Annotated in this window: 20 protein-coding genes and 3 pseudogenes; 8 read left to right on the top strand and 15 right to left on the bottom strand. The window is 44.1% G+C overall.

Annotated features, from left to right (window positions below):
* The first annotated feature begins 106 nt into the window (after positions 1 to 106).
* Positions 107 to 2,692, top strand: coding sequence for a TPM domain-containing protein (locus tag M3661_RS21540; RefSeq protein ID WP_251488449.1), 2,586 nt, complete (start codon positions 107 to 109; stop codon positions 2,690 to 2,692).
* A gap of 333 nt (positions 2,693 to 3,025) precedes the next feature.
* On the opposite strand, the gene M3661_RS21535 is transcribed toward M3661_RS21540, so the two are convergent.
* The 4 genes from M3661_RS21535 to M3661_RS21520 all read right to left on the bottom strand — a co-directional run bounded on the left by M3661_RS21535 (position 3,026) and on the right by M3661_RS21520 (position 5,464).
* Entirely contained in the window at positions 3,026 to 3,475 is a 450-nt protein-coding gene (locus M3661_RS21535) for a DMT family transporter (RefSeq protein WP_021254100.1), read from the bottom strand.
* A gap of 12 nt (positions 3,476 to 3,487) precedes the next feature.
* A complete protein-coding gene (locus M3661_RS21530; RefSeq protein ID WP_251488446.1) occupies positions 3,488 to 4,189 on the bottom strand; it encodes a Crp/Fnr family transcriptional regulator in 702 nt (233 codons plus the stop codon).
* 26 nt (positions 4,190 to 4,215) lie between these two features.
* The gene (locus M3661_RS21525) at positions 4,216 to 4,641 is read right to left on the bottom strand and encodes a DMT family transporter (RefSeq protein ID WP_251488551.1); all 426 of its coding nucleotides are present in this window, start codon (positions 4,639 to 4,641) and stop codon (positions 4,216 to 4,218) included.
* Positions 4,642 to 4,807: 166 nt separating this feature from the next.
* Complete coding sequence (locus M3661_RS21520) at positions 4,808 to 5,464, bottom strand: DUF2306 domain-containing protein (protein ID WP_174807641.1); 657 nt, start codon at positions 5,462 to 5,464, stop codon at positions 4,808 to 4,810.
* 257 nt (positions 5,465 to 5,721) lie between these two features.
* Here M3661_RS21520 and M3661_RS21515 point away from each other — a divergent pair, with 257 nt between their 5' ends.
* Positions 5,722 to 6,435 (top strand): winged helix-turn-helix domain-containing protein, encoded by a 714-nt coding sequence (locus M3661_RS21515; RefSeq protein WP_251488444.1) that lies wholly within the window; start codon positions 5,722 to 5,724, stop codon positions 6,433 to 6,435.
* 31 nt (positions 6,436 to 6,466) lie between these two features.
* Positions 6,467 to 7,300, top strand: a complete 834-nt coding sequence (locus tag M3661_RS21510; protein WP_251488441.1) for an MBL fold metallo-hydrolase — start codon at positions 6,467 to 6,469, stop codon at positions 7,298 to 7,300.
* A 64-nt stretch (positions 7,301 to 7,364) separates the two neighbouring features.
* Here M3661_RS21510 and M3661_RS21505 read toward each other — a convergent pair whose 3' ends face one another.
* From M3661_RS21505 to M3661_RS21495, 3 genes and pseudogenes are all read right to left on the bottom strand, one after another.
* Positions 7,365 to 7,790, bottom strand: coding sequence for a GNAT family N-acetyltransferase (locus M3661_RS21505; protein ID WP_065290047.1), 426 nt, complete (start codon positions 7,788 to 7,790; stop codon positions 7,365 to 7,367).
* Between the two features lie 168 nt (positions 7,791 to 7,958).
* Positions 7,959 to 8,234: pseudogene (locus M3661_RS21500) on the bottom strand (pentapeptide repeat-containing protein); the annotation flags it as partial.
* A 231-nt stretch (positions 8,235 to 8,465) separates the two neighbouring features.
* Complete coding sequence (locus tag M3661_RS21495; protein ID WP_251488438.1) at positions 8,466 to 9,116, bottom strand: MBL fold metallo-hydrolase; 651 nt, start codon at positions 9,114 to 9,116, stop codon at positions 8,466 to 8,468.
* 358 nt (positions 9,117 to 9,474) lie between these two features.
* Here M3661_RS21495 and M3661_RS21490 point away from each other — a divergent pair, with 358 nt between their 5' ends.
* Positions 9,475 to 10,611, top strand: a complete 1,137-nt coding sequence (locus tag M3661_RS21490; RefSeq protein WP_251488435.1) for an amidohydrolase family protein — start codon at positions 9,475 to 9,477, stop codon at positions 10,609 to 10,611.
* A gap of 215 nt (positions 10,612 to 10,826) precedes the next feature.
* On the opposite strand, the pseudogene M3661_RS21485 reads toward M3661_RS21490, so the two are convergent.
* Positions 10,827 to 11,117: pseudogene (locus tag M3661_RS21485) on the bottom strand (EamA family transporter); the annotation flags it as partial.
* Positions 11,118 to 11,452: 335 nt separating this feature from the next.
* Here M3661_RS21485 and M3661_RS21480 point away from each other — a divergent pair.
* Entirely contained in the window at positions 11,453 to 12,724 is a 1,272-nt protein-coding gene (locus tag M3661_RS21480; protein ID WP_251488432.1) for a Kelch repeat-containing protein, read from the top strand.
* A gap of 250 nt (positions 12,725 to 12,974) precedes the next feature.
* Here the strand turns inward: M3661_RS21480 and M3661_RS21475 are convergent, their stop codons facing one another.
* Positions 12,975 to 13,889, bottom strand: coding sequence for a DMT family transporter (locus M3661_RS21475; protein WP_251488430.1), 915 nt, complete (start codon positions 13,887 to 13,889; stop codon positions 12,975 to 12,977).
* Between the two features lie 406 nt (positions 13,890 to 14,295).
* Here M3661_RS21475 and M3661_RS21470 point away from each other — a divergent pair, with 406 nt between their 5' ends.
* Both M3661_RS21470 and M3661_RS21465 read left to right on the top strand, forming a co-directional pair.
* On the top strand, positions 14,296 to 15,207 hold the full coding sequence (locus M3661_RS21470) for an MFS transporter (protein WP_251488427.1): 912 nt from the start codon (positions 14,296 to 14,298) through the stop codon (positions 15,205 to 15,207).
* A 32-nt stretch (positions 15,208 to 15,239) separates the two neighbouring features.
* Positions 15,240 to 15,899 carry a PadR family transcriptional regulator gene (locus M3661_RS21465; RefSeq protein WP_251488424.1) on the top strand — a complete coding sequence of 220 codons (660 nt, stop codon included), beginning with the start codon at positions 15,240 to 15,242 and terminating at the stop codon, positions 15,897 to 15,899.
* A gap of 116 nt (positions 15,900 to 16,015) precedes the next feature.
* Here the strand turns inward: M3661_RS21465 and M3661_RS21460 are convergent, their stop codons facing one another.
* Entirely contained in the window at positions 16,016 to 16,462 is a 447-nt protein-coding gene (locus M3661_RS21460; protein WP_021254086.1) for a hypothetical protein, read from the bottom strand.
* A gap of 233 nt (positions 16,463 to 16,695) precedes the next feature.
* Complete coding sequence (locus M3661_RS21455) at positions 16,696 to 16,923, bottom strand: hypothetical protein (protein ID WP_021254085.1); 228 nt, start codon at positions 16,921 to 16,923, stop codon at positions 16,696 to 16,698.
* Positions 16,924 to 17,387: 464 nt separating this feature from the next.
* Here M3661_RS21455 and M3661_RS21450 point away from each other — a divergent pair, with 464 nt between their 5' ends.
* Positions 17,388 to 17,789 carry a RidA family protein gene (locus M3661_RS21450; protein WP_251488421.1) on the top strand — a complete coding sequence of 134 codons (402 nt, stop codon included), beginning with the start codon at positions 17,388 to 17,390 and terminating at the stop codon, positions 17,787 to 17,789.
* A gap of 165 nt (positions 17,790 to 17,954) precedes the next feature.
* Here M3661_RS21450 and M3661_RS21445 read toward each other — a convergent pair whose 3' ends face one another.
* From M3661_RS21445 to M3661_RS21435, 4 genes and pseudogenes are all read right to left on the bottom strand, one after another.
* Positions 17,955 to 18,578, bottom strand: coding sequence for a response regulator transcription factor (locus M3661_RS21445; protein WP_251488417.1), 624 nt, complete (start codon positions 18,576 to 18,578; stop codon positions 17,955 to 17,957).
* A complete protein-coding gene (locus M3661_RS30545) occupies positions 18,568 to 20,514 on the bottom strand; it encodes a sensor histidine kinase (RefSeq protein WP_251488415.1) in 1,947 nt (648 codons plus the stop codon). Before M3661_RS30545 ends, M3661_RS21445 begins: the two co-directional genes overlap by 11 nt.
* 63 nt (positions 20,515 to 20,577) lie before the next feature.
* Positions 20,578 to 20,832 (bottom strand): annotated as a pseudogene (locus M3661_RS30840) (PDZ domain-containing protein); the annotation flags it as partial.
* Between the two features lie 67 nt (positions 20,833 to 20,899).
* Positions 20,900 to 21,700: a CPBP family intramembrane glutamic endopeptidase gene (locus M3661_RS21435; RefSeq protein WP_251488412.1), complete on the bottom strand. Its 801-nt coding sequence runs from the start codon at positions 21,698 to 21,700 to the stop codon at positions 20,900 to 20,902.
* Positions 21,701 to 21,965: the final 265 nt, after the last annotated feature.

Below are 21,965 nucleotides of genomic sequence, written 5' to 3'. Positions count from 1 at the left end.
AGTTCTTTTCCCGCTTCCGACTGCACCTTATACTGGTATCAAACGTAATACGTAATAGGAAATAGGCACCAATAACATAACACACGACTGGAAACGGAGGATCACCGTGAAGAATGCAATACGATGGCTGTCCGCCATCATGATGATTGTCATGTTGCTTCATCCGGGAATTGTTCAGGCAGACGCTATTCCGAGCAAATCGGGCATAGTGCGCGATATAGCCAAGATGATTCCTAAAGAATCGATTCCCTATATCGAGCGAGCTGCCAAGGGGAAGCCCTATACGTTCTATCTCCTGACTATCAATCGTTTGGATGGCCAGGATGCAGCAGAATATGCAACCGAAGTATATCACAAATGGAAGTTGACAGCGGATGACATCCTCATCCTATTGTCTAAGGAAGATCGGCGCGTAGAGATGAACTTCAACAATCCGGCTTTGCAAGAGAAGATCGACGCACTGCCCAATGATGACTCGTCTCGCTCTAAGCTCAGCGCATTCGTTGACAAACATTTTATTCCGAAGGCGAAAGAGGGCAATTTCGCTAGGGCCACTATAACGCTTATGGAAGCGACCAAACAATTGAAGCCTGTGCCGATTGTACCAACGCCGGAGAAGCCTGCTAAGGATCTCCCATCCGGCAACAAACAATCGAAGCCCGCATCGGAGAACGAAAGTCAGCCCGTAACTGTGCCGAAGGAACCGGAAGGTCCAAGTGCGCTCGTCCTTTTCTGGAATAGCATTCCGTGGCCTAGGGTCGGTATCGCAGCAGGCTTAGCTGCATTGTGCATCATGCTAGTTGCATGGATGTGGCAGCTTCAGCGGTTGCGCAAAATTCGTACCCAAATTCCTGCCGTTATGGCCACTGTCAGTCAAGCGCTCGAGCGTGTGCACCACTACACTGAGCTGTATCAAGGCGCGACGCAGCAGCAAGCTGCGGCTATCGAGCAGCAATTAACGGCATCCATCATTGCGCTGGAGTCCAGCTTGAAGGAAATGAAGCAGATCAGCTTCGCCCACACGCTGCTGCCGAAATTCAAAAGCCAGCTCGATGCGGCAGACAACGTGCGGCAAACGCGAGAAAAAAAAGCAGCAGAGCTAACGAAGCAAATTGAACAAATCGAGGTCACGGAGCGCCAGCTCGTAGACAGCATTCGTGAAGCGCGAGCGCGTCTTCAGCAGCTCGAATACGAATATCGCCAAGAAATCAGTACACGCGGTTGGACGCTTGAAGCAATCGACCAACGCTACCATACGCTCGTCAGCCGTGTGCAAACCGTGGATGATATGGATACCTTCGATCCGATGGGCGCCAATGCCATCATGGACACCTCCAAGGTAGAGATCGAGCAATTGGCGCAGGATATTGCGTCCATCGCTCATTACGCCAATCTGTACCAGCAATTTCCGAATGAGGTAGCCAGCAGTCGCGCCCGCTTCGAAAGCATCGTACAAGAACATAGACTCAAGCTAATCCGCATCGATCCTTACGGTTGTCTGGAGCAAGCTAGAGACACGAATGAACGGATGCTGGAACAACTGCGAAGCGGCAAGATTTCGGAAGCTGTGCAATTGGCAGAACGCAGAGGCCAGCACCTGACGGATGCTGTACATATGACACAGCGGCTGGCAGATTTGAAGCTGAAAAATGCGGAGGACATCCAAGCCATCGCGAATAGATATTCCAACCTGCCAGAAGAAGAGCGGCACATGAATGGGCTGCACCAGCGAATTAGCCATACCTACCGTTCCAACTACTGGGATCATGCTTGGGAACTGTATCATAACGGGCTTTCCGTCATTGCCAACATGCGTTCCAGACTGGACAATGTGCGTTCCCTCTCTTCGGAAGAAGTGCAGGAATACGAGATGGCTCGTCAGGAACTTGATGGCATACTGCAAGCTTGGCAGGATCAAGATCGCAATCAAAGGCAATATGAAGAACTTGTCATGAAATTGGATCAGGCGCTCGAACTAATCAACAGACAGATGAAGAGCGGTGAACAAGCTTACACCCGCGCCCAAGATGTTATTAAGCGCAATCGTCTCGTGCAAGCATGGCGATATGCGGAAGAATCTTTGATGAAGCTGGACTCCGGACTGAAGCAGTTGCTCGCCCAGCCTCCTTATGACATTGACTTACAATCAGAGCTAAGCTCGCAATATGCACGCGAAGCGGAAGCCTACTTGCAAGATGTCGAGCGAACTGCCATTGTGAAGCGCGATGCAGAACGCACGATGAACGACATGGAAGCACGGTATCGTTCCACGTATCATCGTACAAACCGAAAAGTAAGATTATCTCACTTTGACTCCCAATATTCGCAGATCATGTCCTCTGCGAATGACTATATGTACCGCGGCGAATACGAACGCGCCAGTCAGGAAGCTGCTGCGGTGGCAGGCATTATTAGCGCTATGAATGCCGCCTATGATGCTGTGATAGCAGAGGAACGGCGCCGAGAAGAAGCCCGCCGGGCGGAGGAGCGAAGACGCCAAGAGGCTCGCCGAGCAGAGGAACGCAGACGCGAAGAGGAAAGACGCCGAGAGCAAACCAGTAGATCGACCAGCTATAATTCCAACTCGAATAGCAACAACTCGGGCGGATCCAGCTCGAACAACTCCAATAGCTCGGGCGGGTCTAGCTGGGGAGGCGACAATAAGAATTCTTCCGGCGGATCGAATTGGTAGTAGCGAAAGTGAAGGGGTATCCTACCTTCAATCTTCAACCTTCAATCTACAATAACCTTTCACGCACAAAAGGGCCTCACCATCCACGGCAAAGTGGATGGTGAGGCCCTCCTTCCTTTTCAACAAAAATCCAGAACGAACTAGCACTAAGCCAGCCCCTTCATCACCCCAGAGAAACCATCAACCCGCTACTTCAACACAACAAGCGGTTCAGTGACCGTTGCCATCACATTTCCGTCTATCTTCTTATAGAAATCATTCCACTGAAATCCATCTTCTACATCCAGCATCGTATCCAGCGCGTATCTAAAAAAAACGAAGTAGATAGGGAATCTACAGCGGTTCTACTCTTTTCCCCGTCTTAAATACAATAACGCCGCCAATAATGATCAAAACCCCGATTGCTTGTTTTCCCGTAAAAGGAACCTGATCGAGGCCAAGCAACCCCAAAGAGTCGAACAACAGCGCAAAACTAATCTGGGACGCCATCACAATCGAGATGGCAAACGTCGGGCCAAGCCGCTTCACTCCCTGTACCACACTAAGCACGACACCGACCCCGATGATGCCGCTGAACCAGTACCATGTCTTCATATTAGGCAAATCAAATAGCTGCTTTCCTTCCACTAAGAGGCCAATGGTGAGTGACGCTAGGAATCCCATGCCCAGCACGATTGCTGTAGTCGTCCACGTTCCCACGCCTTCATTTACTTTACTGTTGAACACATTCTGCACACCAACAAGCGAGCCAGCGATGAGCGCCAATACTAAGCCTGCAATCATAAGCGTCCCCTCTCACCTTTCATATATATTATGGCCTGCCAGAGTACGCAATCGCTCCCGATCCTTCACGGAAATAAACCCTCGACTGCGCTCGACCAAGCCTTCTTCACAGAACTTATGAATAACTCGATTCAAATGTCTGTAGCTGGTGCCAATAAAGTTGGCTACATCCCGCAAACTCACCGCATTAAGCTGTCCATTAAATCGCGGATCCGATTCATCATACGATATCGACAAGAGATAACTCGCCAAGCGCGCCTCCACCGGATACATCAAATTAAAGCTCAAGGAATCTGATTTCATGCAAAACTTCGTCGTAATCATGTTGAGCATAAATTGAAGCAGAGGCGGATCATGCTTCCCATATTGATGAAGCCATCGATAGTGGACGCCGATCAAATGCACAGGCGATACAGCCTCAACTGAATTCATAAAGTCGATCCCCTGCACATATTCAATATCACCAATCGCCTCTAGCGCCGTTTTAAACGATACAATCAGCGCCTTGCCTTCTGCCGAGGTGTTATATACTTTGACCTTCCCTTTCACAAGAACGTAAAAGTACTCCGCAGGATCGCCCTGCGAACAGATAAGTTCGCCTTGCTCATAGCTGTAAAGCGCCAAATGCGGCATTATGTCCTCATTAAATATCGATGTAATCTGATGAATCTCCAAATAATGAGCGAGTTGTTCACGATCCTTAATCTCTTTCATAGCGCACCTTCACCTCTGCCGCAAAATTACATCTTCAATATAATCACTCCGGCGATCATCATCCCAATGCCGATGAACTGCGCCAGCTTCATCTTCTGCTTCGCTACACCGAACCATCCTCTACTGTCGATGATGAAGGTTACACTTAGCTGGGCAATTAACACCATTGCAATCGTCAGAGTCACTCCAATCTGATGAATGGCTGTGATATTGCTCGATATGATAATTGCTGCCAAGGCACCTCCAGCCAGATATATCGGCTTCACTTGCTTGACTCTTCTCCATTGTCCATCACGGACGAGCAGCAGAAGGATAAAGGCCAGTACTAATCCCGTGAACTGGGTAATCGTTGCTGCTTGCCATGTGCCAATATGTTGACTGATATGGGAGTTCGCCACGCCTTGCAGCGTTATGAACGCTCCGCCTAACAATGCAAATAGGATTCCCGCCATCATTCCCGCTCCTCTAGACATGAATTCAATTTCACTATTATTTAAAATCAGACCCATGGCTTGGGGGAAGGACATATGTCCCAAGTGTATCAAAAAAGCAAAAAACAGCGTAGAGGCGGTATATTGTATCAGCATCCGCGTTCACACTGTTTAGGTAAACAAACCGCTATTGTATGTATGACTTTCTACTACCTACTGATGGACGGCGCGCGACCAAACTCTCTGCAACCAACAGATTTGGCACCCAGCATAGCCAAGCGATCACTGCAAATGTGTCATTGGGATCTGAAAGCCCGAAGAGTATCGCTGCCAGCGGCATATACAGGCGCAGAGTAATTGCCGCACATGTAAGCGCATAGTTGCGAATCATCCAGCGACCATGTCCGGCTAAGTCGCGAGCGACAACAATGCGGACTATCCCTTGATACAGAGTATACATCCATAAAGTAGACAGTACTCCGAAGCCTGTTGCGGCGAGCCAACCGCCATCCGCGTACCAGGATAAATAGAGCCCTGTAATCCCCCCAATCGCAATCAGGCACGCATACACATAGCCGATTGCGCGGTGTAGATTAGGCTTTTGTACTCGTAATCGCTTGATGAATTGAAGCCATCCGATAGTAATAGCAAGTCCTGAAGATATGGCGTGCGCCCACAATACTGGATACCACAACGTCGGCAATTCCCCTTTGCCTTTTACAAGCGGAGCTTCTTGGATATGAGATGGTATAGCATACATCGCTAAAGCATAAATTCCGACCATGATTGCCAGAAATGCCATTATCCCAAAGGCCCATGAGCGAGCCGCACTCTGCACTTTCATCCATCATCCTCCATTCCTCTATACTGGAAGGAGTGTATCATGCACCCTTAGCTACTTCACTCCGTCTGCAGAAGTATTTTGCTTTAGAGCTGATCCTAGTTACGCACCATGTGTCTCAATTCCTCTATTTCTCTATTCCTAAATCATAGTTTCTCACATCCAAAATAGAATGATTGTCCAATTGTGTAATTCGTGTTAATATAAACACACTGAACAGTAAATTATATTTTACCGGTAAATTCTAGTGAGGTGTTTCGATGACTGTGACTAGCGTCTATAAAATTCAGACTCATGAGCAGCTAAAAGCAATTGCCGATCCGCTCCGGACGAAGATGCTTATGAACCTTGTCAAGCAAGAGTATACCGGGCAGCAGCTTGCCGAAATGCTGGGTATTACGCGGAATAATATTTACTTTCATTTGAAGGAACTAGAGAAGCATCAAGTGATCCATGTTGTACGCAAAGAAGAAAAAAACGGCATCGTTCAGAAGTATTATCGAGCCGTTGCAAGCCGCTTCATCCCCGAAGATCATCTTCTTCCGAGCATGGATCTGATCGAGACGTCACGACAAGTGTTCATGGAGACCGTCGAGGTCACTCGGACTAAAGTTGAACGCGCACCAGCGGAATCGTTCGCCTTGGACAGCAGCAATCTGGATCAGCGCAAAAACATTGCCGCCACCTATCAGCTGCAGGCATCCGAGAAGAATTTCCACAACTTCGTTGAGGAGTTCAAACTGCTGCTGGATAAGCATTTTACGAAGCATGAGAAGTATGACGAGCATGAGAAGAGTGTGAAGCAAGAGAAAAATCAGAATAATGGGATAAATGAAGGAAATAAGGATCAAAATTGCAAGCAGGATGAGCGTAAACAACATGCTAAGCAAACAGAAGAAACGCAAGAACAGAAAAGCTACTATTTGTCCTTAATCGCCTTTCAAGATGACAGCGAAGATATTGCCATTCAATGATTACATTCTTCACTTCCTGGAGGGATACCGCATGCAATCTAACACAGCTAATCGTGAGCAGCACGCAACAAAATATCCTATTGTTATAGACGATCCCTGGTTCACCGTCTCGAAGCTTGACGACTCCACGTTTGCAATTAGCGAATACGGCCATTGGGAGAGAGTTCATTCTTATCTGCTCATCGGCAGTGAACGAGCCGCTCTCATCGACACAGGCCTTGGTATCGATGATATTACGCGAATGACTAGACAACTAACTAGTCTGCCCATCACGGTGCTTACCACCCATGTTCACTGGGATCATATTGGCAGCCATGGCAAGTTCGAGCGGATTTACGTCCACGAACTGGAAGAAGATTGGCTCATTAATGGCATTAAGGGATTGCCGATTGAGCAGATTCGCAAAGATGTGTCGCGTGATATTACGAGACCCTTACCGCCTACCTTCGATCCTGTTGCCTATACTCCCTATCAAGGCAAGCCAACTGGTCTGCTGCAAGATGGAGATACCATCGATTTAGGGAATCGTAAACTCTTCGTTTATCATACGCCCGGCCATTCCCCCGGACATATCGCCGTGCACGATACAAGCAGAGGCTACTTATTTACTGGCGATCTGCTGTACGATGAAACACCGATCTATGCATTCTATCCTACGACGAGTCCAGAAGACCTTGTGGCCTCCTGGCAGAAAATTTCGGGGATTGAGGGTATTGTACAAGTATTCGGCTCCCATAATCGGCTTGGGCTGGAGCCCGAATTATTAGGTGCGTTGAAAGAAGCGGCTGCAGAGCTGCTTGAGAAGGATCTTGTCCGCTTCGGAACTGGCGTTCACCAATTCCGTGGCTTTTCAGTTCAGTTCTAAGGCGCTGGTAGACCTTCTTATGCAAAAAACGCTTGGGCATCTGCCCAAGCGTTAGCGTTTTTATTTACCTCGCCTCTATTTCCTTCTGCTTCCCAGCTTGCATGCGATAATTTCGGAATATCATTCCGTTCGCCTTCATCATGCCGAAATGTTCATAATAGGGAACCAGGTCATCGTCGCAGCATAAATCAATCATATAGATGTCATCCAACGCTTTCATCATTTGACTGACTAATTCTTTGCCGATCCCCTTGCCTTTATATGCTGGCAGCACTTCAAGCAGTGGAATATAGGCAGACAGTACACCGTCACTTATCGCCGTGATAAATCCTACGACCTGACCCGTTTGTTCATCCATCGCCAGAACCACTTTGCTGCTGTTCTTCAATAACCGCAGGTGAGTTTCCGGGCTTGGCGGATTCGGCCAATCTACAAAAAAGCCTTCCAGCATTTCATCTGTAATCCCGTCGACTGAGTGCTTGTATATCATATTCGATCATCTCCTCATGTAATTGTTCTGAGGTAGATCGACAATATCAATAGTAAAGTAACAAACCAATACCCTCCGTATCATCAAAAGAAGCACTATACACCATAATACGGAAGATTCATATATTCCACAACCATAATTTTCTTTCTCCAGCCTGCCTTCTGCTGGCTATGCTGTCCAATGGGCCGGTCGAGACAGCCTTCCCGGCAGTTGAGTATGCGAATCTCCCTTCGCTGCGTTAATCTGTACCTGAGTCAGAAAAATACTGTCTCTCAAATCCGCGCCGCGAATATCTGCATCGCGCAAGTCCGCTCCGATGAGGTCGACTGCGCGCAAATTCGCATGCTGCAAGTCAGCCGCGATCAGATAGGCTCCTCTTAAATCAGCCCCTCTGAGATCAGCTGCTTTTAATTTCGCACCCATGAGATCGGCTCCGCGGTAATTCTTCCGTCTCTCCTTCGAATTTGCAAGCAATTCTCGCAATCCGCCCGCAGGTCGGCCCAATGTATATTCTTACGTACATGAGAGTGATCTCGGTTTTCCTCTAGCAAGTAGAGCACCTCCGATGTGCTAATAATCTGAGACGATTATAACGGATGTGCTTGGTACTTTCTAGCAAAATGATAATTGTGTCATTTCTACATTACCGTCAATTTCGTTCATACTCCACTGCCCTCAATATTGCATGATGGCTACGCCCGCGGCTTGAGACAAACTGTCTTGTGTAATATCCAGCTCTTTATAGCTTCTAACCTGCTGACCGGATGCTGCGAGAAATTTATCTACCTTATCAAAAATCAGAAATCCTAGCGGACGGAGCGCCTTCGTACGGTAATGCATCGGAATGGTTATCGTTGCCCGCAATTGATGCATCAGTTGAGCCGCTTCATCTCCGTTAATGGTCATTCTTCCGCCTACCGGAGCCATAAGAATGTCTACCTTGCCGATTGCTTGGCTTTGCTCTTCAGACAATAGATGACCCAGATCCCCACAATGACAGATAGTCAGGCCATCGACTTGGATGCGGAAAACAATATTATCACCCTTTTTCGCACCGTTCACTTTATCATGAAAGGTCTTAAAGCCGCTGATCAGCACCTCACCGTCACCATAGTTGTATTCCTTCGGCTCATTCACAAGCAAGTAATCGCCAACCGCTACCTGAATCTGATTATGATCGCGATGTTCATGCGTAACCAGAACAATATCCGCTTCTACCTCAGGCATTCGATAACGAAGCAGACGTCCGTATGGATCAATCAAAATCCTTGTTCCTGCCTGCGAAGTCAATAAAAAAGCCGATTGCCCGAACCATTTGATTCGCATAAACATACCACCTTTCATTTATAAAAACCGCTTCCGTCCATAATGATCTGTTATATTCTTAAGATATTTCCCTACCCTGTTAAAGTCAACTGGACCCTCTCATATGCGATCCCTTCCATTGCGTGATAGCCCAATATCAATATACATGCGCGTCTCCCCTTCGGCACAAACCGATTGAACATCTTCCTTTCCTGCTAAGTGTGATAAGCTGAACACTAAAGACAAAGTACAAAGTGTTATCCTAGAGTCAAGTGAGTCGCCATCCAGATAGCAAGCAATAAAAAAGTAACTTTCTCATAGGCACTGTTCTACAAAAGAGAGCTATTAGATAAGGGATCAACGTACAGGGAGGATCAGCATGACCAAGCAAACCAAAATTCGCATGGCATTACTTTTTGCAATACTCGTTCTGATCTTAGCAGCTTTATTCATGTATGGGTCTACACAGCAGGAAAAACCAGCCACCATTTCAAGTGCCCCTCAAGACGATATAAAAGAGGCAGCTTCTGTACCACCGACCAAGACATTAGAAGATTGGGCGCAACAATATAAAGATATAAAACTAATAGACGCTCACAATCATAGCGCATCAAATCGGGCATACGATTGGAAGCTAGATATGATGTGGGATAAATACGGCGTGGATCGTATCGTACTATTTGGAAACGTATCCGAACCAAGTGCTGTCGGAACAGATAAAATCACATGGAAGGCCTATCAGCAGCATCCTGAACGGTTCATCCCTTTCGCCTCAGGCATTCATTTATTAGAGCCATCTGGGTTGAAGGCGGCAAAAGATTATCTAGAGCAGGGCTTTTTCGGATTAGGAGAGCTTGCGATCGCATCTACATACTCGGAAGCACTCGCACATTCCATATGGAAGACAGAGCATCCAATGGATGGAATTTTGCCTGCCCTCTATGCATTATGTGCCGAGTACAAGGCTCCTATATTAATGCATATTGATCCTCCCGAAGGCATCCCTATGCTGAAACTGGAGGAAGCGGCCAAGAAATACCCAGATACTATATTTATCTTTGGGCATGCAAATGCCTACAATTCTCCCGAAAATATACGCTCACTGCTAAGCGAACACCCGAATGTCTACGCGGATTTTTTTGCGGGCTTTACGGCATTTAACCCGTCCAGTGCCTATAAGCTGGAGGATTTCGTTCCTATCATCAAGGAGTTTCCGGATCGCTTTTTGCTAAGCACGGATTCAGGTTACGGCCTCACGAGCGAAGAAAACGCAATTCAAGCCATGTACATGCTGCTTAACGCATTAGATGATCCGGTGCTGGCAAAAAAGATCGCTTCAGGCAATATCGAACGCCTCATCAGTGAACAGCCGGCTACACATACTCAGCTTGCCGCAATTCGGCAACTGGAAAACAAGACAGGCAAGAAATACGACATTACGAATCTATCCAAAGAAGATGCCAGCAAGCTATTGCTCCAAGCAGGTCAACCGTTACCAGGCACTGAAGATGAGTAGACGCTTTTGAGCATTCCTTTGCTCCCGTACCCCCGTGACGGCAGGTAAGGGAGCATCCATTATTCTCAGATAAATCAAACTTTAGCCATGCATCATAGTCTGATATAGTACCACTATAAAAAACTGCATCCCTTTGTTAGACATTATCTAACATGGGAGATGCAGTTTTTTTGTCCCTACAGCATTTACAATTGATAATTCACACTCCATTCTATCTATGCCCCAATTTCCTTACGATTTGTCTGCTGCTCGGTTACCTGCCGTTGCTGCAATAAGAACACAGCAAGTCCAATCAAAATGAGTGCAATGCCAATGCCTTGCTGTACCGTGATAACCTCATCCAAAATGAAATAAGCAAGGATGCACGTTCCGACCGTCTCCCCGAGTATACTCATGGAAATGACCGACGTACTGAGCCATTTCAACAGCCAATTGAATAACGTCTGACCTAAAATCGTTGCGATGAAGGCTAGTCCAGTAAAGGATCACCACGTTTGAGCGGAATAAAGATCCCCATTACTTGCTTCTTTAACAGTAAACGTGATTCTCTTCTAGATGGCTAATTGGGCAACGGAGATCTCAACGAAATTGAGTCGGCATCAAGACTGCGATGTTTGAAGCAAGTAACTCCACTGTCACCATATTATGTATATTTTTACAACAAGGTAGATGAACTCCACTCGAAGCACAGCCAATGGAATTAATCACCTTATATGTAATGTTTCCACTTTTCTAGTATATACTTAGCATTTTTTTGCATTTTTTCATATGTACATATATATAGACAATCATATTCCAACTTTATATAATCGTTAACAGACTGAATTTAAAGGAGAAGATTATGAAGAAACCTGTCTTATCGGCTTTATTGTCGCTACTTTTACTATTATGTTTCATTCCAAGCGCATACGCCTCCACTGGCGTGGAAAAATGGGAACAAAAAAATGATTTTCCAGTGTCGAGAAGCTATCCCCATGTAGCGTTAGCCAATAACACCATTTATGTAATCGGGGGTTCTCCCTCCGGATACTCCAGTTTTGCCAACAATGTATATGCCTATGATCCAACTAATGACTCATGGATCGAAAAAGCCCCCATGCCTACAGCAAGAGTCGGAGCGGCAATAGCTGTCGTGAACGATATCATTTACGTAATGGGAGGAAAGGATCGAAGCGGATACTCTAATGTAGTTGAAGCATATGACCCAAAAACGGACAAATGGTCCAGCAAAACAAGATTGCCCGAAACAAGAAGTTACACTTCAGGAATTGCAATTAATAATAAAGTTTATGTTATAGGGGGATATAACCCTAGTGGTTCAAACTCCAACACCGTGTATGAATACAATCCGGAAACCAACAGTTGGGCTGCGAAGGCGAAAATGCCTTCTTCTAGATCCGGTATTGGCCTCACTACATTAAACGGAAAAATTTATGCAATCGGTGGGGAAAATTCAGCTAATTCAAATTCCCAAAGTATAGTTGAAATCTACGATCCTCAAACAGATACCTGGGAAAATGGAGTACCTTATCCGGAAACCGCCATATATATTGGGACGACAGAGCTTAACGGAAAGATTTATGGGGTTGGAGGCGGCAAACCTGATGGTAGAACAAAAATAAACTCTGTCTATGAATTTGACCCGGTAAAAAATGAATGGACAAAAAAATTAGACATGCCGACTACAAGAAGAGCAGGTGTAGTATCCTTTAATAATGCGATTTTTGCAATAGCCGGCGAAACCACTACTTCCATTAATAAAGTTGAAGTTTATTATCCTGGAACTAGTGAAGAACCAACAGAACCAACAGAACCTACTGAACCTACTGAACCTACTGAACCTACTGAGCCGACTAATCCAGAACAACCTAAAGGTAATCGTGCCATCCTTACAGTTACAATGACGACTGGACTAGAAAAAGAATTCGATCTTTCTATGGGAGAAGTCAACTCCTTTATCTCCTGGTATGAGAACAAAAACGCCGGCGTAGGCACAACATCTTATGCCATCAATAAACATAACAATAATAAAGGCCCTTTTACCAGCCGTAAGGATTATGTAATCTACGATAAGATTTTATCGTTTGAAGTAAATGAATATACTGTGAAGTAAAAAATAAGGAGCTGCTTAACCGCAGCTCCTTATTAATATGCTCTTAGTTAAGAAATCCCTCGTTGACCGCCTCGCCTTAATATGTACTACGAGTAAAGCTGTTTTTAGCTTCAAACGGAAGTCCGATTCCAATAAGAAGTGTCATCTCGTTTGCAAACAATGTCTGACTTGTTTTTTATTTTGTGTTCACCTGACAGAGTTGTGAACACTCTACAGCAGTTTTTAATTCATATTTGTAATGCCAATCTATCTATGTCCCAATTTCCTTACGATTTATCTGCTGCTCGGTCACCTGTCGTTGCTGCAGTAAGAACATGGCAAGTCCAATCAAAATGAGTGCAATACCAATGCCTTGCTGTACCGTAATAACCTCATCCAAAATGAAATAAGCAAGGATGCACGTCCCGACCGTCTCCCCGAGTATACTCATAGAAATGACTGACGTACTGAGCCATTTCAACAGCCAATTGAATAACGTCTGACCTAAAATCGTGGCGATGAAGGCGAGTCCGATAAAGGACCACCATGTGTTAGCAGAATAATCGAAGAAGGATGTTTGCTGACTGAAGGAAAAGAGACTTAACAAGAGCGCACTACTTGCATAGCCGATAATGGAATAAGGAACGAGCGACAACTGTTTGCGAACATGCTGGCCAACAAAGAAGTAAGCCGTAATGACTCCTGCCGCAATAAAGGCTAGAATATCGCCGAACAGCGCCTGCCCGCTAATCTGGAAGTCCTGCCACCCGATGACGAAGCTTCCTGCAATCGCTACGATACAACCGAGTATGGCCCCCATACGGAAGCGTTCTTTAAACAAAAAGTAGCCTCCCGCCATGGAAAAGAGCGGCTGCAAGGTCACGATCACCGTTGAGCTTGCGACTGACGTGTAATTCAATGACTCAAACCAGAGCACATAGTGCGTGGCTAGAAATAAGCCCGACAGCAGTCCATACCCCCATTGCTTCTTCGACAATGAACGTATTTCTCGCATGCGCTCTTTGTCCGCGAGAAGAAACGGCAGCAGCATAACCGCTGCAAAAAACATCCGATAAAACGCCGTAATGCCAGCCGGCGCATCTGCTAACTTCACGAAGATAGCTGAAGTCGATAATGCCAAAACCCCGAGAAATAAAGTCGCATAAGACATAAGCGGTGATTTCAATACTGCTCCCCCTAAACAATGTGTTAATCAACTATACAGCGTTCGTTACCATGTACACATGTAAGTATAATTAGAAAGGCACACAAAAAATAGTAGGGAATGCAAGCCTATTGAAGACCGCAATTATTTGCTGGAAGAGTCCTGAGCGTTTTTGCGGACTCCATACTCTTTTTCTCGCTACTCAAATGGATTGAAATCAAGTCGAGCGGAACAGAATCCTTTACGTTTTTCTATGTGGCATACTATCTCCCTATTGTGCTGCTAGCCCTACCTGCCGGAGCCTGGATATCCGGAAAAACGCTGCAGCATGTGATGGTATGGTCAAATGTCGTCCGCATGAGCGGTATGATCCTGTTCTTTTTACTCTCAAACATGATCCCGATGCCGTGGGTATATGCGCTCCTAATTGCAGAAAGCATTGTCGGTTTATTTTTCATGCCAGCCAGTCAGTCTCTCCTCCCTCAAATCGTTAGCGAAAAAGAACGTCCATCAGCGAATAGCTGGCTTCAGAGGCTATACGGTCGTCAAAATAACAGGTCAGATCTTTACCGCCTTTATGCTCAAAAACGGATCCTCGCCTGCTTCGTTGCTGCTGTTTTCAGCCTTTCTTCTCCTATGTTCGCTGATGTGCATTATGCGTATGAAGCCAAAGGTGAAACAGGAAATGCCGGAACGCCGTGGCCAATGGACTTTGATGAAAGAAGGTGTCCTTTATATTGCTCGTCACCGCCAGCTCGGCACGTTGTTTGTTTTTTTGACGATTGCCATGTTCATTGCTTCCTCAGTGGATTTGATTCTGCTCTCCTTTTTAAGGGATGTGCTAAGTTCAGGCGTTGAAAATCTAAGCTTTATCGGAACAGCTTCCCTTTCCGGCATGATTGTGGGTACGGCTCTCGTTCCAAAATGGTATAAAAAGATAGAGAGAAAATGGCTGATTGTCCCTCCACTTTTCACCCTTTGTATCAGCATCGGCAGCTTATATGCAATCCAAAATTGGCTGGTGATATTGCCCCTCTTTTTCGTGCAGGGAATTGCACTGGGATGCTTTAACATTACATTTGTGACCTACGTTCAGGATATTGTGGAGAAGGATAACTACACTCGCGTTTTCAGCATGTACCATATGATTTCAACCAGTGCGGCTCTGCCAGGTATATTGCTGACCGGAGTGTTGCTTTCGATATGGGGAGTAACAACGACGGTTCTCGTGATCAGCGGAATGTTGCTTGTACTCGGAATTGCCGGAATTTTGGCTATACCATCTCTTGGTAAAGGGAACTCCGCAGAGCAAACGAATATTGAAACAGTGGCGGTTTAATATATGAAAATGTCAGAAAGGAAGTAGAAACGATGTCGTTGAAGTTTGGAATTTTGGGCTTTCTTAGTAAATGGGAAGCGACTGGTTATGATCTCAAAAAGGAATTTGATGATTTTATGAGCATCTTTTGGCATTCACATTTATCACAAATCTATCCGGAACTTGGACGTTTAGAACAGGAGGATTACATTACAAGCCGCATGCAGCCGCAGACGGGCAAACCCGACAAAAAGATCTACGCCATCACGGAAAAAGGCAAGCAGGAGCTGATCTCCTGGCTGCTTTCGCCTCCGGAAACGCCGAAGCTTAAGGACTCCTTTCTGATGCAAGTCTTCTTTATGGACAACATTCCCGCAGAGGAGGTTATTTTCCAGCTAAAGGCCTATCAAAAGGAGCGGGAACAGCGGTTAGCCAAGATGAAACGCATTCTTCATGAGCGCTGGGAAAGCATCCGAGAGCGTAATGTCATGAATTCACGGATTTTAATGAGCTCAGCGGTCATAAGAAGAGGTTTGGAACAAGAAATCCATTATATAAGCTGGTGTAAAGACACGATCGAACTAGTGGAGTCCTGTTCCGCACTTTGGTCGCAGGATATCGAAAAATCAGATTTGCCTGTTGAAGCGTATATTCGATTTTCGGACGTCGAACCTTTATTCAAGAAGTATTATGGCAATTTAACGAAAGATTAACACATAGATAATCATTTTCCGTTATCTGGTTAATCAATGGGCGTGACCTAAAAGAAAAATCCCGATGAATAAATCATTCATCGGGAAAACGAGTCGACATTTTGATGTTGTTGCTATCAGTTTCTTTTATAAACTTCTAAAATATAATCATAAAATCTGCTGGAATTGTTCTCTACTCGAATAAAATATTCCTGATCCTTTATCAACTTTTCAGAAAATTTCAATTCGTTGCGCGAGTCCACTTCTCCGCTCGTGATTTTCTTTCTATTGGCATCATACAGGGTCACTTCGGCTCCCTCAACAGGAAGCTCAATGTTAGCAGCGCCAAAGTCAAATGTATAGAATGTAGTCTCAGGAGCCTTAAACTTAAAATAGTCGTAATCGTCATCGCGGGATGCTTTACCATTGATCATGGTATGTGTTTTTAGAGGAAACTCATTAGCACGCTTAAACGTATCGTTATTTTCAATCTCATTAAAAAAATCAATTGCTGCAAACGCTGGCGTGGATAGGCCAGCTACCATAGTAAGCCCCAAAATACCTGCTATGATCTGTTTTTTCATCAATTAATGACCTCCTAAAATAGTTTGAAGCGCAAGGAATCTGAGGTGTCGTTCTATCTATCATTTTACGATTCAAATATGCTGCCCACTAGGGTAGCGATATGACATGATTCAATGAATAAATTTACTTTTTTATGAAATGAGTAGACTCAAACAAAACAAAGAATATGTAAGCCCGAAGCTCGTCATGAGACGAAATCGACCGGCAAATGCCGAGCTCCGGATCCATCAAGTTATATCAATGCAATAGCGAGTAATGTGAATAAGCTTAAGGTTATGATATCGTTATTAACGAAAGGAAAAAAGCCTGACGTTCTTACAGCTCCATAATTCGCTTCGGGACGCAAATAGACATTTTGATAATCTACCTTAACAACCGTCCCTCGGTATTCTTGGCGGTCCATTGTCAGGATACGAACTTTTTTGTTCATACAGTACAAGCAATTCTGATAGGCTTCCAATTTTGTTCCCCTCCTCCCTATTCACCATATGACACAAATCCAGTTGGGACACGGCGAATATACATCGTAGCGAGGGGATTTTGTCTGCCTAGCAGCATCTACTTACCACTTTCATCCATGAATAAAGTCATTGTCCCTTCATTTTCTTCTTAAAGCCCATCACCGCGATAGCAAAAATGAAGACTGATGACGTATTGCGGCGCTATTCGAAAGTATGTCATCCAACCAAGTGAACATTCCCTAGTATTGAAGCAGATTCGATGCTATAATTTAGGTGTTTTACATTAAATGATTAACTTTTAAATGGGAAGGAGTGAGTACCTGATGAAAAAGAGAGCTTTGAAGAACCTATCCTCCGGTATCGGGTATTCTACTGCTGTTTTCTTCTAGAATTTAATGTGACGGGATAAGTCTGTCCATTTTGAAGGAAATAACCGAAACCATTTAAAAGGAGATATTACTTAATGACACAAACCAATCCTATCGTTTCCAGATATAATCCTAAATCAATTGCCAAGCCGGTTGGACACTACAGCCATGTAACCAAAATTAGCAGAGATGCGGAGCTGTATGTTTTTTCTGGTCAAATTGGAATCGATCCAAACAATCACATTCCCACTGACTTCAACGAACAAGTAACGAACACGATGAGCAACATTGTTGCCCTCCTTGCTTCTCAGAAGCTAACGCCTGATCATGTCGTGAAAGTGAATATTTGGGCGACGGAAGAAATTGACTGGGATCATTTCGATGCGGAGTGGAATCACTTATTCGGCGCTCCCTCTCCTTCCATGACGATTGCCTATGTTGCTGGATTAGGTCTTCCTGAATTGAAAATTGAATTGGATGTATGGGCCGCAGGCTAATAGACGGCTCACATCATGTTGATATGAAAGTCCCCCTCATTGAGGGGGACTTTCTTTTGATAAGGCTGGATAGTTCTCGTAGAGATTTTGCCTTCTATATAATTACCCTCGCGCTCATGGGGATTACAGGGGATTCCAAATGGATCACGAGCCTTATCCGCCATTCTACTTGGTTTGATTTATTAGCAAACCGGATTCGTAGCCCTTTACAACAGCACCAATGCGCGTCTTAACTCCAAGCTTATCAATAATAGATGCAATGTGATATTCAACGGTTCGCTTGCTCATCGCAAGAATAACAGCGATCTCTTGATTGCTCTTTTCTTGGGCAATCAGTTTAAGCACTTCCCGCTCCATAGCGGACAATTGATCTTGCTTTAGACCGCTTAGAACTTTCTCCGGTATTAGGATATGGCCTAATACACTTTGCCTAATCGCATTAATGATTTCCTGGTAAGTCGCCTGTTTGGATAAATAAGCATGGACACCAATATCGTACGCTTTTTGGTAGAACTCCTCATAGGTGTAGCCGGACAACATAATAATTTTCATAGCTAGTCCGAATTTTTCTTTGCATAGCTTTGCCACTTCGAAACCATCCATATGCGGCATTGAAATATCCATAACGAATACATCTGGCTTTACATGATCCAGCTCTTGAACACCCTCGCGTGGATCCGTGAAAGTTCCGATTACATGAATATCATTCTCTTCGTTTATTCGGTTTTTCAATCCTTCCATGACTAAAGGATGGTCATCCAGCAGCATCACTTTAATTTTATCCAACATGGCAATGATCCTCCATTACTGGCACACAAATATGAACATCTACGCCTGTACCTATTGAAGAATGAATATTCATTACACCGCCCAAATAAGTGACCTGATGATGAATGGATACAAGACCAAAGTGACGTTGATCAGAGTTATGTCGGCCCAGTTCCGCGACGTCAAATCCTGCTCCATTATCCTGCACCCTACATTGAAGTACACGCCCAGTATTCCAAATCGCTAGGACTACCTTTGAAGCATTGGCATGTTTGACTGCGTTCGTAAGCAATTCCCGGATGATTCTAAAAATATTGGTTTTCACTAACGGTTGCAGCACCAGATCGGGCGAAAGCTTGTATTGAAATTCGATTTCAAGCTCCGCTCTCTCCTTCGTTGAACGAATCAGCCATTGCACAGCGTCCTTTAAATCGGTTTTATCAACAATATGCGGATGAAGGCGGTCACATAACAGGCGAATCTCACTCTGTGAGTCATAGATACAATGAAGCCAGAGCTTCACTTTCTGTTTATTGATCACTTTGGAATCATACAGCTCTTCTAAATCACGGGAAAGAAAAATGAGGTTTTGCAAGATTTGATCATGTAAAAAGTAAGAGGTCTGTATTCGCTCGGATTCCTGTGCCTCCAATATTACATAATTCATCTTGTTGTTAGGATTGGCTGCCTCTTTGGTATCATCATCTTGAACTTTTGCCGATAAATAGTTTTTTTGCATGTTGGAGAGTAATTGGGCATTCCTTAACAGCCGAAACACTTCCATATGTATTTTTTCTAAAAACTGAAGTTCCTCTGCCGAGAAAAACGTATCATTGCTCTTATGCCCAAGGCATAAATAATCCTTCTCCCCTACACGTAACACTTCACTAAAATGATATTTTTGCCTTAAATCCAGCTCGCTACAATCCTCCATGATTAACTGTTCTTCCAGCTCTTCGAATACACCTACGCAATAGGCATGTTGTTGAACGCCGTCTCTCCATATGACACAGATGCCTTCTACGTCGATTACTTCTTGGATCATCTCCACCAGCATCATCATTAAATCACGGTTATTCTTCTTCTCCGTAAGTTGAATCGAGAGTTTAAGTTTTTCTTTCTCTAGCCATAGCTTTCTACCGTTCACTTTGTCGTTAGCCCATTTCAAAGCCCACTGATAACTTCCTGTATAGGCGAATAAGAAAAAAATATAAATCATAGGTGACCACTTAAATGAAATCGAGCATAAATAAACAAAGAACAGTCCGGCAACAAACAACGTATGGATAGATAGCCGGGAAATATAAAGTTGCATATCAACCATTCTCTGTTTAATCAAAATGTACATAATCGTGGAGGAGAAAGGAATAAGCCCAATCATCGCATATTCTGGTGCTAACATGTACCGTAATCCCACTACATTCGGGATCGCATATAAAAATAAAAAGGGGAGAAAGCTGAGAGAAATTCCAGTGACAAGGATCAACAAATAGTTCTTTCTTATTCGATCAAAACGACTCCAATGAAGTCTCCCCAAAACTAATATAATCCCAATAACAATCATAAATTGAATAAGTGTAATATCCCTGATCCAATCGGGAATTCTGCCAATCGTGATGGTGAATGAGGCATAGAGGGCAAAAACAACGAGCACAGCTTTAGCGCAGGTAAATAAACTTTGCACCACAAGTCTTACCTTTGTAAAAATCAATTGAAGGAACATGTCGAGCATCATGTAAGGAATCCAGATCGAGCATGCGGCCAAGATTACATTCGCTATGATCAATTCAGTCGCATAAATCGTCAAAATGATGAACGCCAACACAATATTCATTTTGAAAAAATCGCGTATCAGATGTGATTCAGGCTTCCTGAAGTAAGTAAAGCTTCCGATTCCGACGAGTATCAATTCAACTCCAATCGCAAAGATCTGTTTAAAAAAATCCCGCTGATCCACCTTGCCTTGTATTTCTGTGCCGTGATGGAGGAACGTATACGTCTTCACTTGTTTCATATCGATAATCTTGCTGTGTGGCCAATCGGTCAATCTCTTTCCATCCAAGGCTATGAGCTCGTCGCCTGGTTCGATTCCTATTTCTTCTGCTTTCCCGCCAGGATCAATCCCTGTCACGAACCATTTTTCATTCTTATTCTCCAATTTAACGCCTATATATGGGTATTCAAAAGACTGCCAATGAATATAGAATGCAGCGAATAAAAAAAGAAACAAAGATAGAAATACGAAATACTGATGTTTGCCCCTTACATTTTTCATTACATTCACCTTGGTTGACATTTAATATTAGTAATATTAGTCGTGTAGCATAGATTCTTTACTCATTTTACACTCCAACTAGTTTAAAAGTAATGATACCCCAAATCGTATTCACAAAAAGATGAAGCAAAATGGCACCATAAATATTTTTCCGGAGTTTGACTAATATCTCTTCGGGAATAAATATGGATAGAGGAATGAACGCCCAGTTCTGCGGCGCTTGCCACATATGATAAATTTGAAATAACACTGCAATAATTAACCAATCAAACTTAAGCGAGCCCACTTTTCTGAGCAAGTAACCACGAAAATAGATTTCTTCTCCCACAAAATTCCCGAACACCCCAATCACCAACAAGTACCACGGAAAATCATAATATCCTTGCTGCCAAATATGCCACTCTCCCATGTGGAAATACGGGAGGCTATTTAAATATTCATGCAAAGGCGGAAAAATGAACCTCATATAGGGAAGGGAGATCAATGTAAATAGAATCACAATTACTGGAAACACAATAATAAGCCCTTTTATATCCAGTCTTGTAAAGCCTAAATATCGAAGGGATTCTTTAAAGGAGAGCTTATCAGCATATCGTAACATTGCAAATGGAAAAAATACATGCCAGACCGATGCCATAATAGCCAAGATGAAAAACTGCGTGTTGTGACTAGATAAACCCGTCAATTCCATAAACGGTTCACGGAAAAAATAGATAAGAATATAAGTCAGTACCCCTGGAATGAGAGCAAGCATTAAATAGAATGTAATTTGCTTCTTCCCTTTTGCTTCATATTTTCGCAGAAAATCAACATAGTCTGGATCCTGTAAATTAAAGAAATTTTTCAGCCTCTGATAAAATACCGTCATCTGTATTCACTCCAATCTATTGAACTTCAATGCTTTTTAAAAATATCATGAAGCCATAGATTGGCGAATCTGTATGTAGCGCATGATTTGCATGCAACGACGCAATTATTTTTGCGTGATCTCGCAAAAATGGGGCTCGTTTCTTCTATTCCATTCAACTTCATGTCAGGCAGCGAAATGGAAATAAAAAAGACACTGCCCCGCTTTTGCGTCAGGCAGCATCCATCTTGTTGACGATTTTTAGATGATTTGTAGATATGGAAGG

Origin of the sequence: Paenibacillus sp. MER 180 (assembly GCF_023713665.1) — a bacterium.
GTDB classification, from domain to species: Bacteria; Bacillota; Bacilli; order Paenibacillales; family Paenibacillaceae; genus Paenibacillus_B; species Paenibacillus_B suaedae.
Note: the sequence above shows the minus strand (reverse complement) of the source record. Positions and strands in the feature narration are given on the sequence as shown.

Bases quoted from the DNA above. Each gene is read 5' to 3' on its own strand.
- M3661_RS21535 (WP_021254100.1), bottom strand. From the start codon at position 3,475: ATGATTGCAGGCTTAGTATTGGCGCTCATCGCTGGCTCGCTTGTTGGT.
- M3661_RS21530 (WP_251488446.1), bottom strand. From the start codon at position 4,189: ATGAAAGAGATTAAGGATCGTGAACAACTCGCTCATTATTTGGAGATT.
- M3661_RS21525 (WP_251488551.1), bottom strand. From the start codon at position 4,641: ATGGCGGGAATCCTATTTGCATTGTTAGGCGGAGCGTTCATAACGCTG.
- M3661_RS21520 (WP_174807641.1), bottom strand. From the start codon at position 5,464: ATGAAAGTGCAGAGTGCGGCTCGCTCATGGGCCTTTGGGATAATGGCA.
- M3661_RS21515 (WP_251488444.1), top strand. From the start codon at position 5,722: ATGACTGTGACTAGCGTCTATAAAATTCAGACTCATGAGCAGCTAAAA.
- M3661_RS21510 (WP_251488441.1), top strand. From the start codon at position 6,467: ATGCAATCTAACACAGCTAATCGTGAGCAGCACGCAACAAAATATCCT.
- M3661_RS21505 (WP_065290047.1), bottom strand. From the start codon at position 7,790: ATGATATACAAGCACTCAGTCGACGGGATTACAGATGAAATGCTGGAA.
- M3661_RS21495 (WP_251488438.1), bottom strand. From the start codon at position 9,116: ATGCGAATCAAATGGTTCGGGCAATCGGCTTTTTTATTGACTTCGCAG.
- M3661_RS21490 (WP_251488435.1), top strand. From the start codon at position 9,475: ATGACCAAGCAAACCAAAATTCGCATGGCATTACTTTTTGCAATACTC.
- M3661_RS21480 (WP_251488432.1), top strand. From the start codon at position 11,453: ATGAAGAAACCTGTCTTATCGGCTTTATTGTCGCTACTTTTACTATTA.
- M3661_RS21465 (WP_251488424.1), top strand. From the start codon at position 15,240: ATGTCGTTGAAGTTTGGAATTTTGGGCTTTCTTAGTAAATGGGAAGCG.
- M3661_RS21460 (WP_021254086.1), bottom strand. From the start codon at position 16,462: ATGAAAAAACAGATCATAGCAGGTATTTTGGGGCTTACTATGGTAGCT.
- M3661_RS21450 (WP_251488421.1), top strand. From the start codon at position 17,388: ATGACACAAACCAATCCTATCGTTTCCAGATATAATCCTAAATCAATT.
- M3661_RS21445 (WP_251488417.1), bottom strand. From the start codon at position 18,578: ATGTTGGATAAAATTAAAGTGATGCTGCTGGATGACCATCCTTTAGTC.
- M3661_RS21435 (WP_251488412.1), bottom strand. From the start codon at position 21,700: ATGACGGTATTTTATCAGAGGCTGAAAAATTTCTTTAATTTACAGGAT.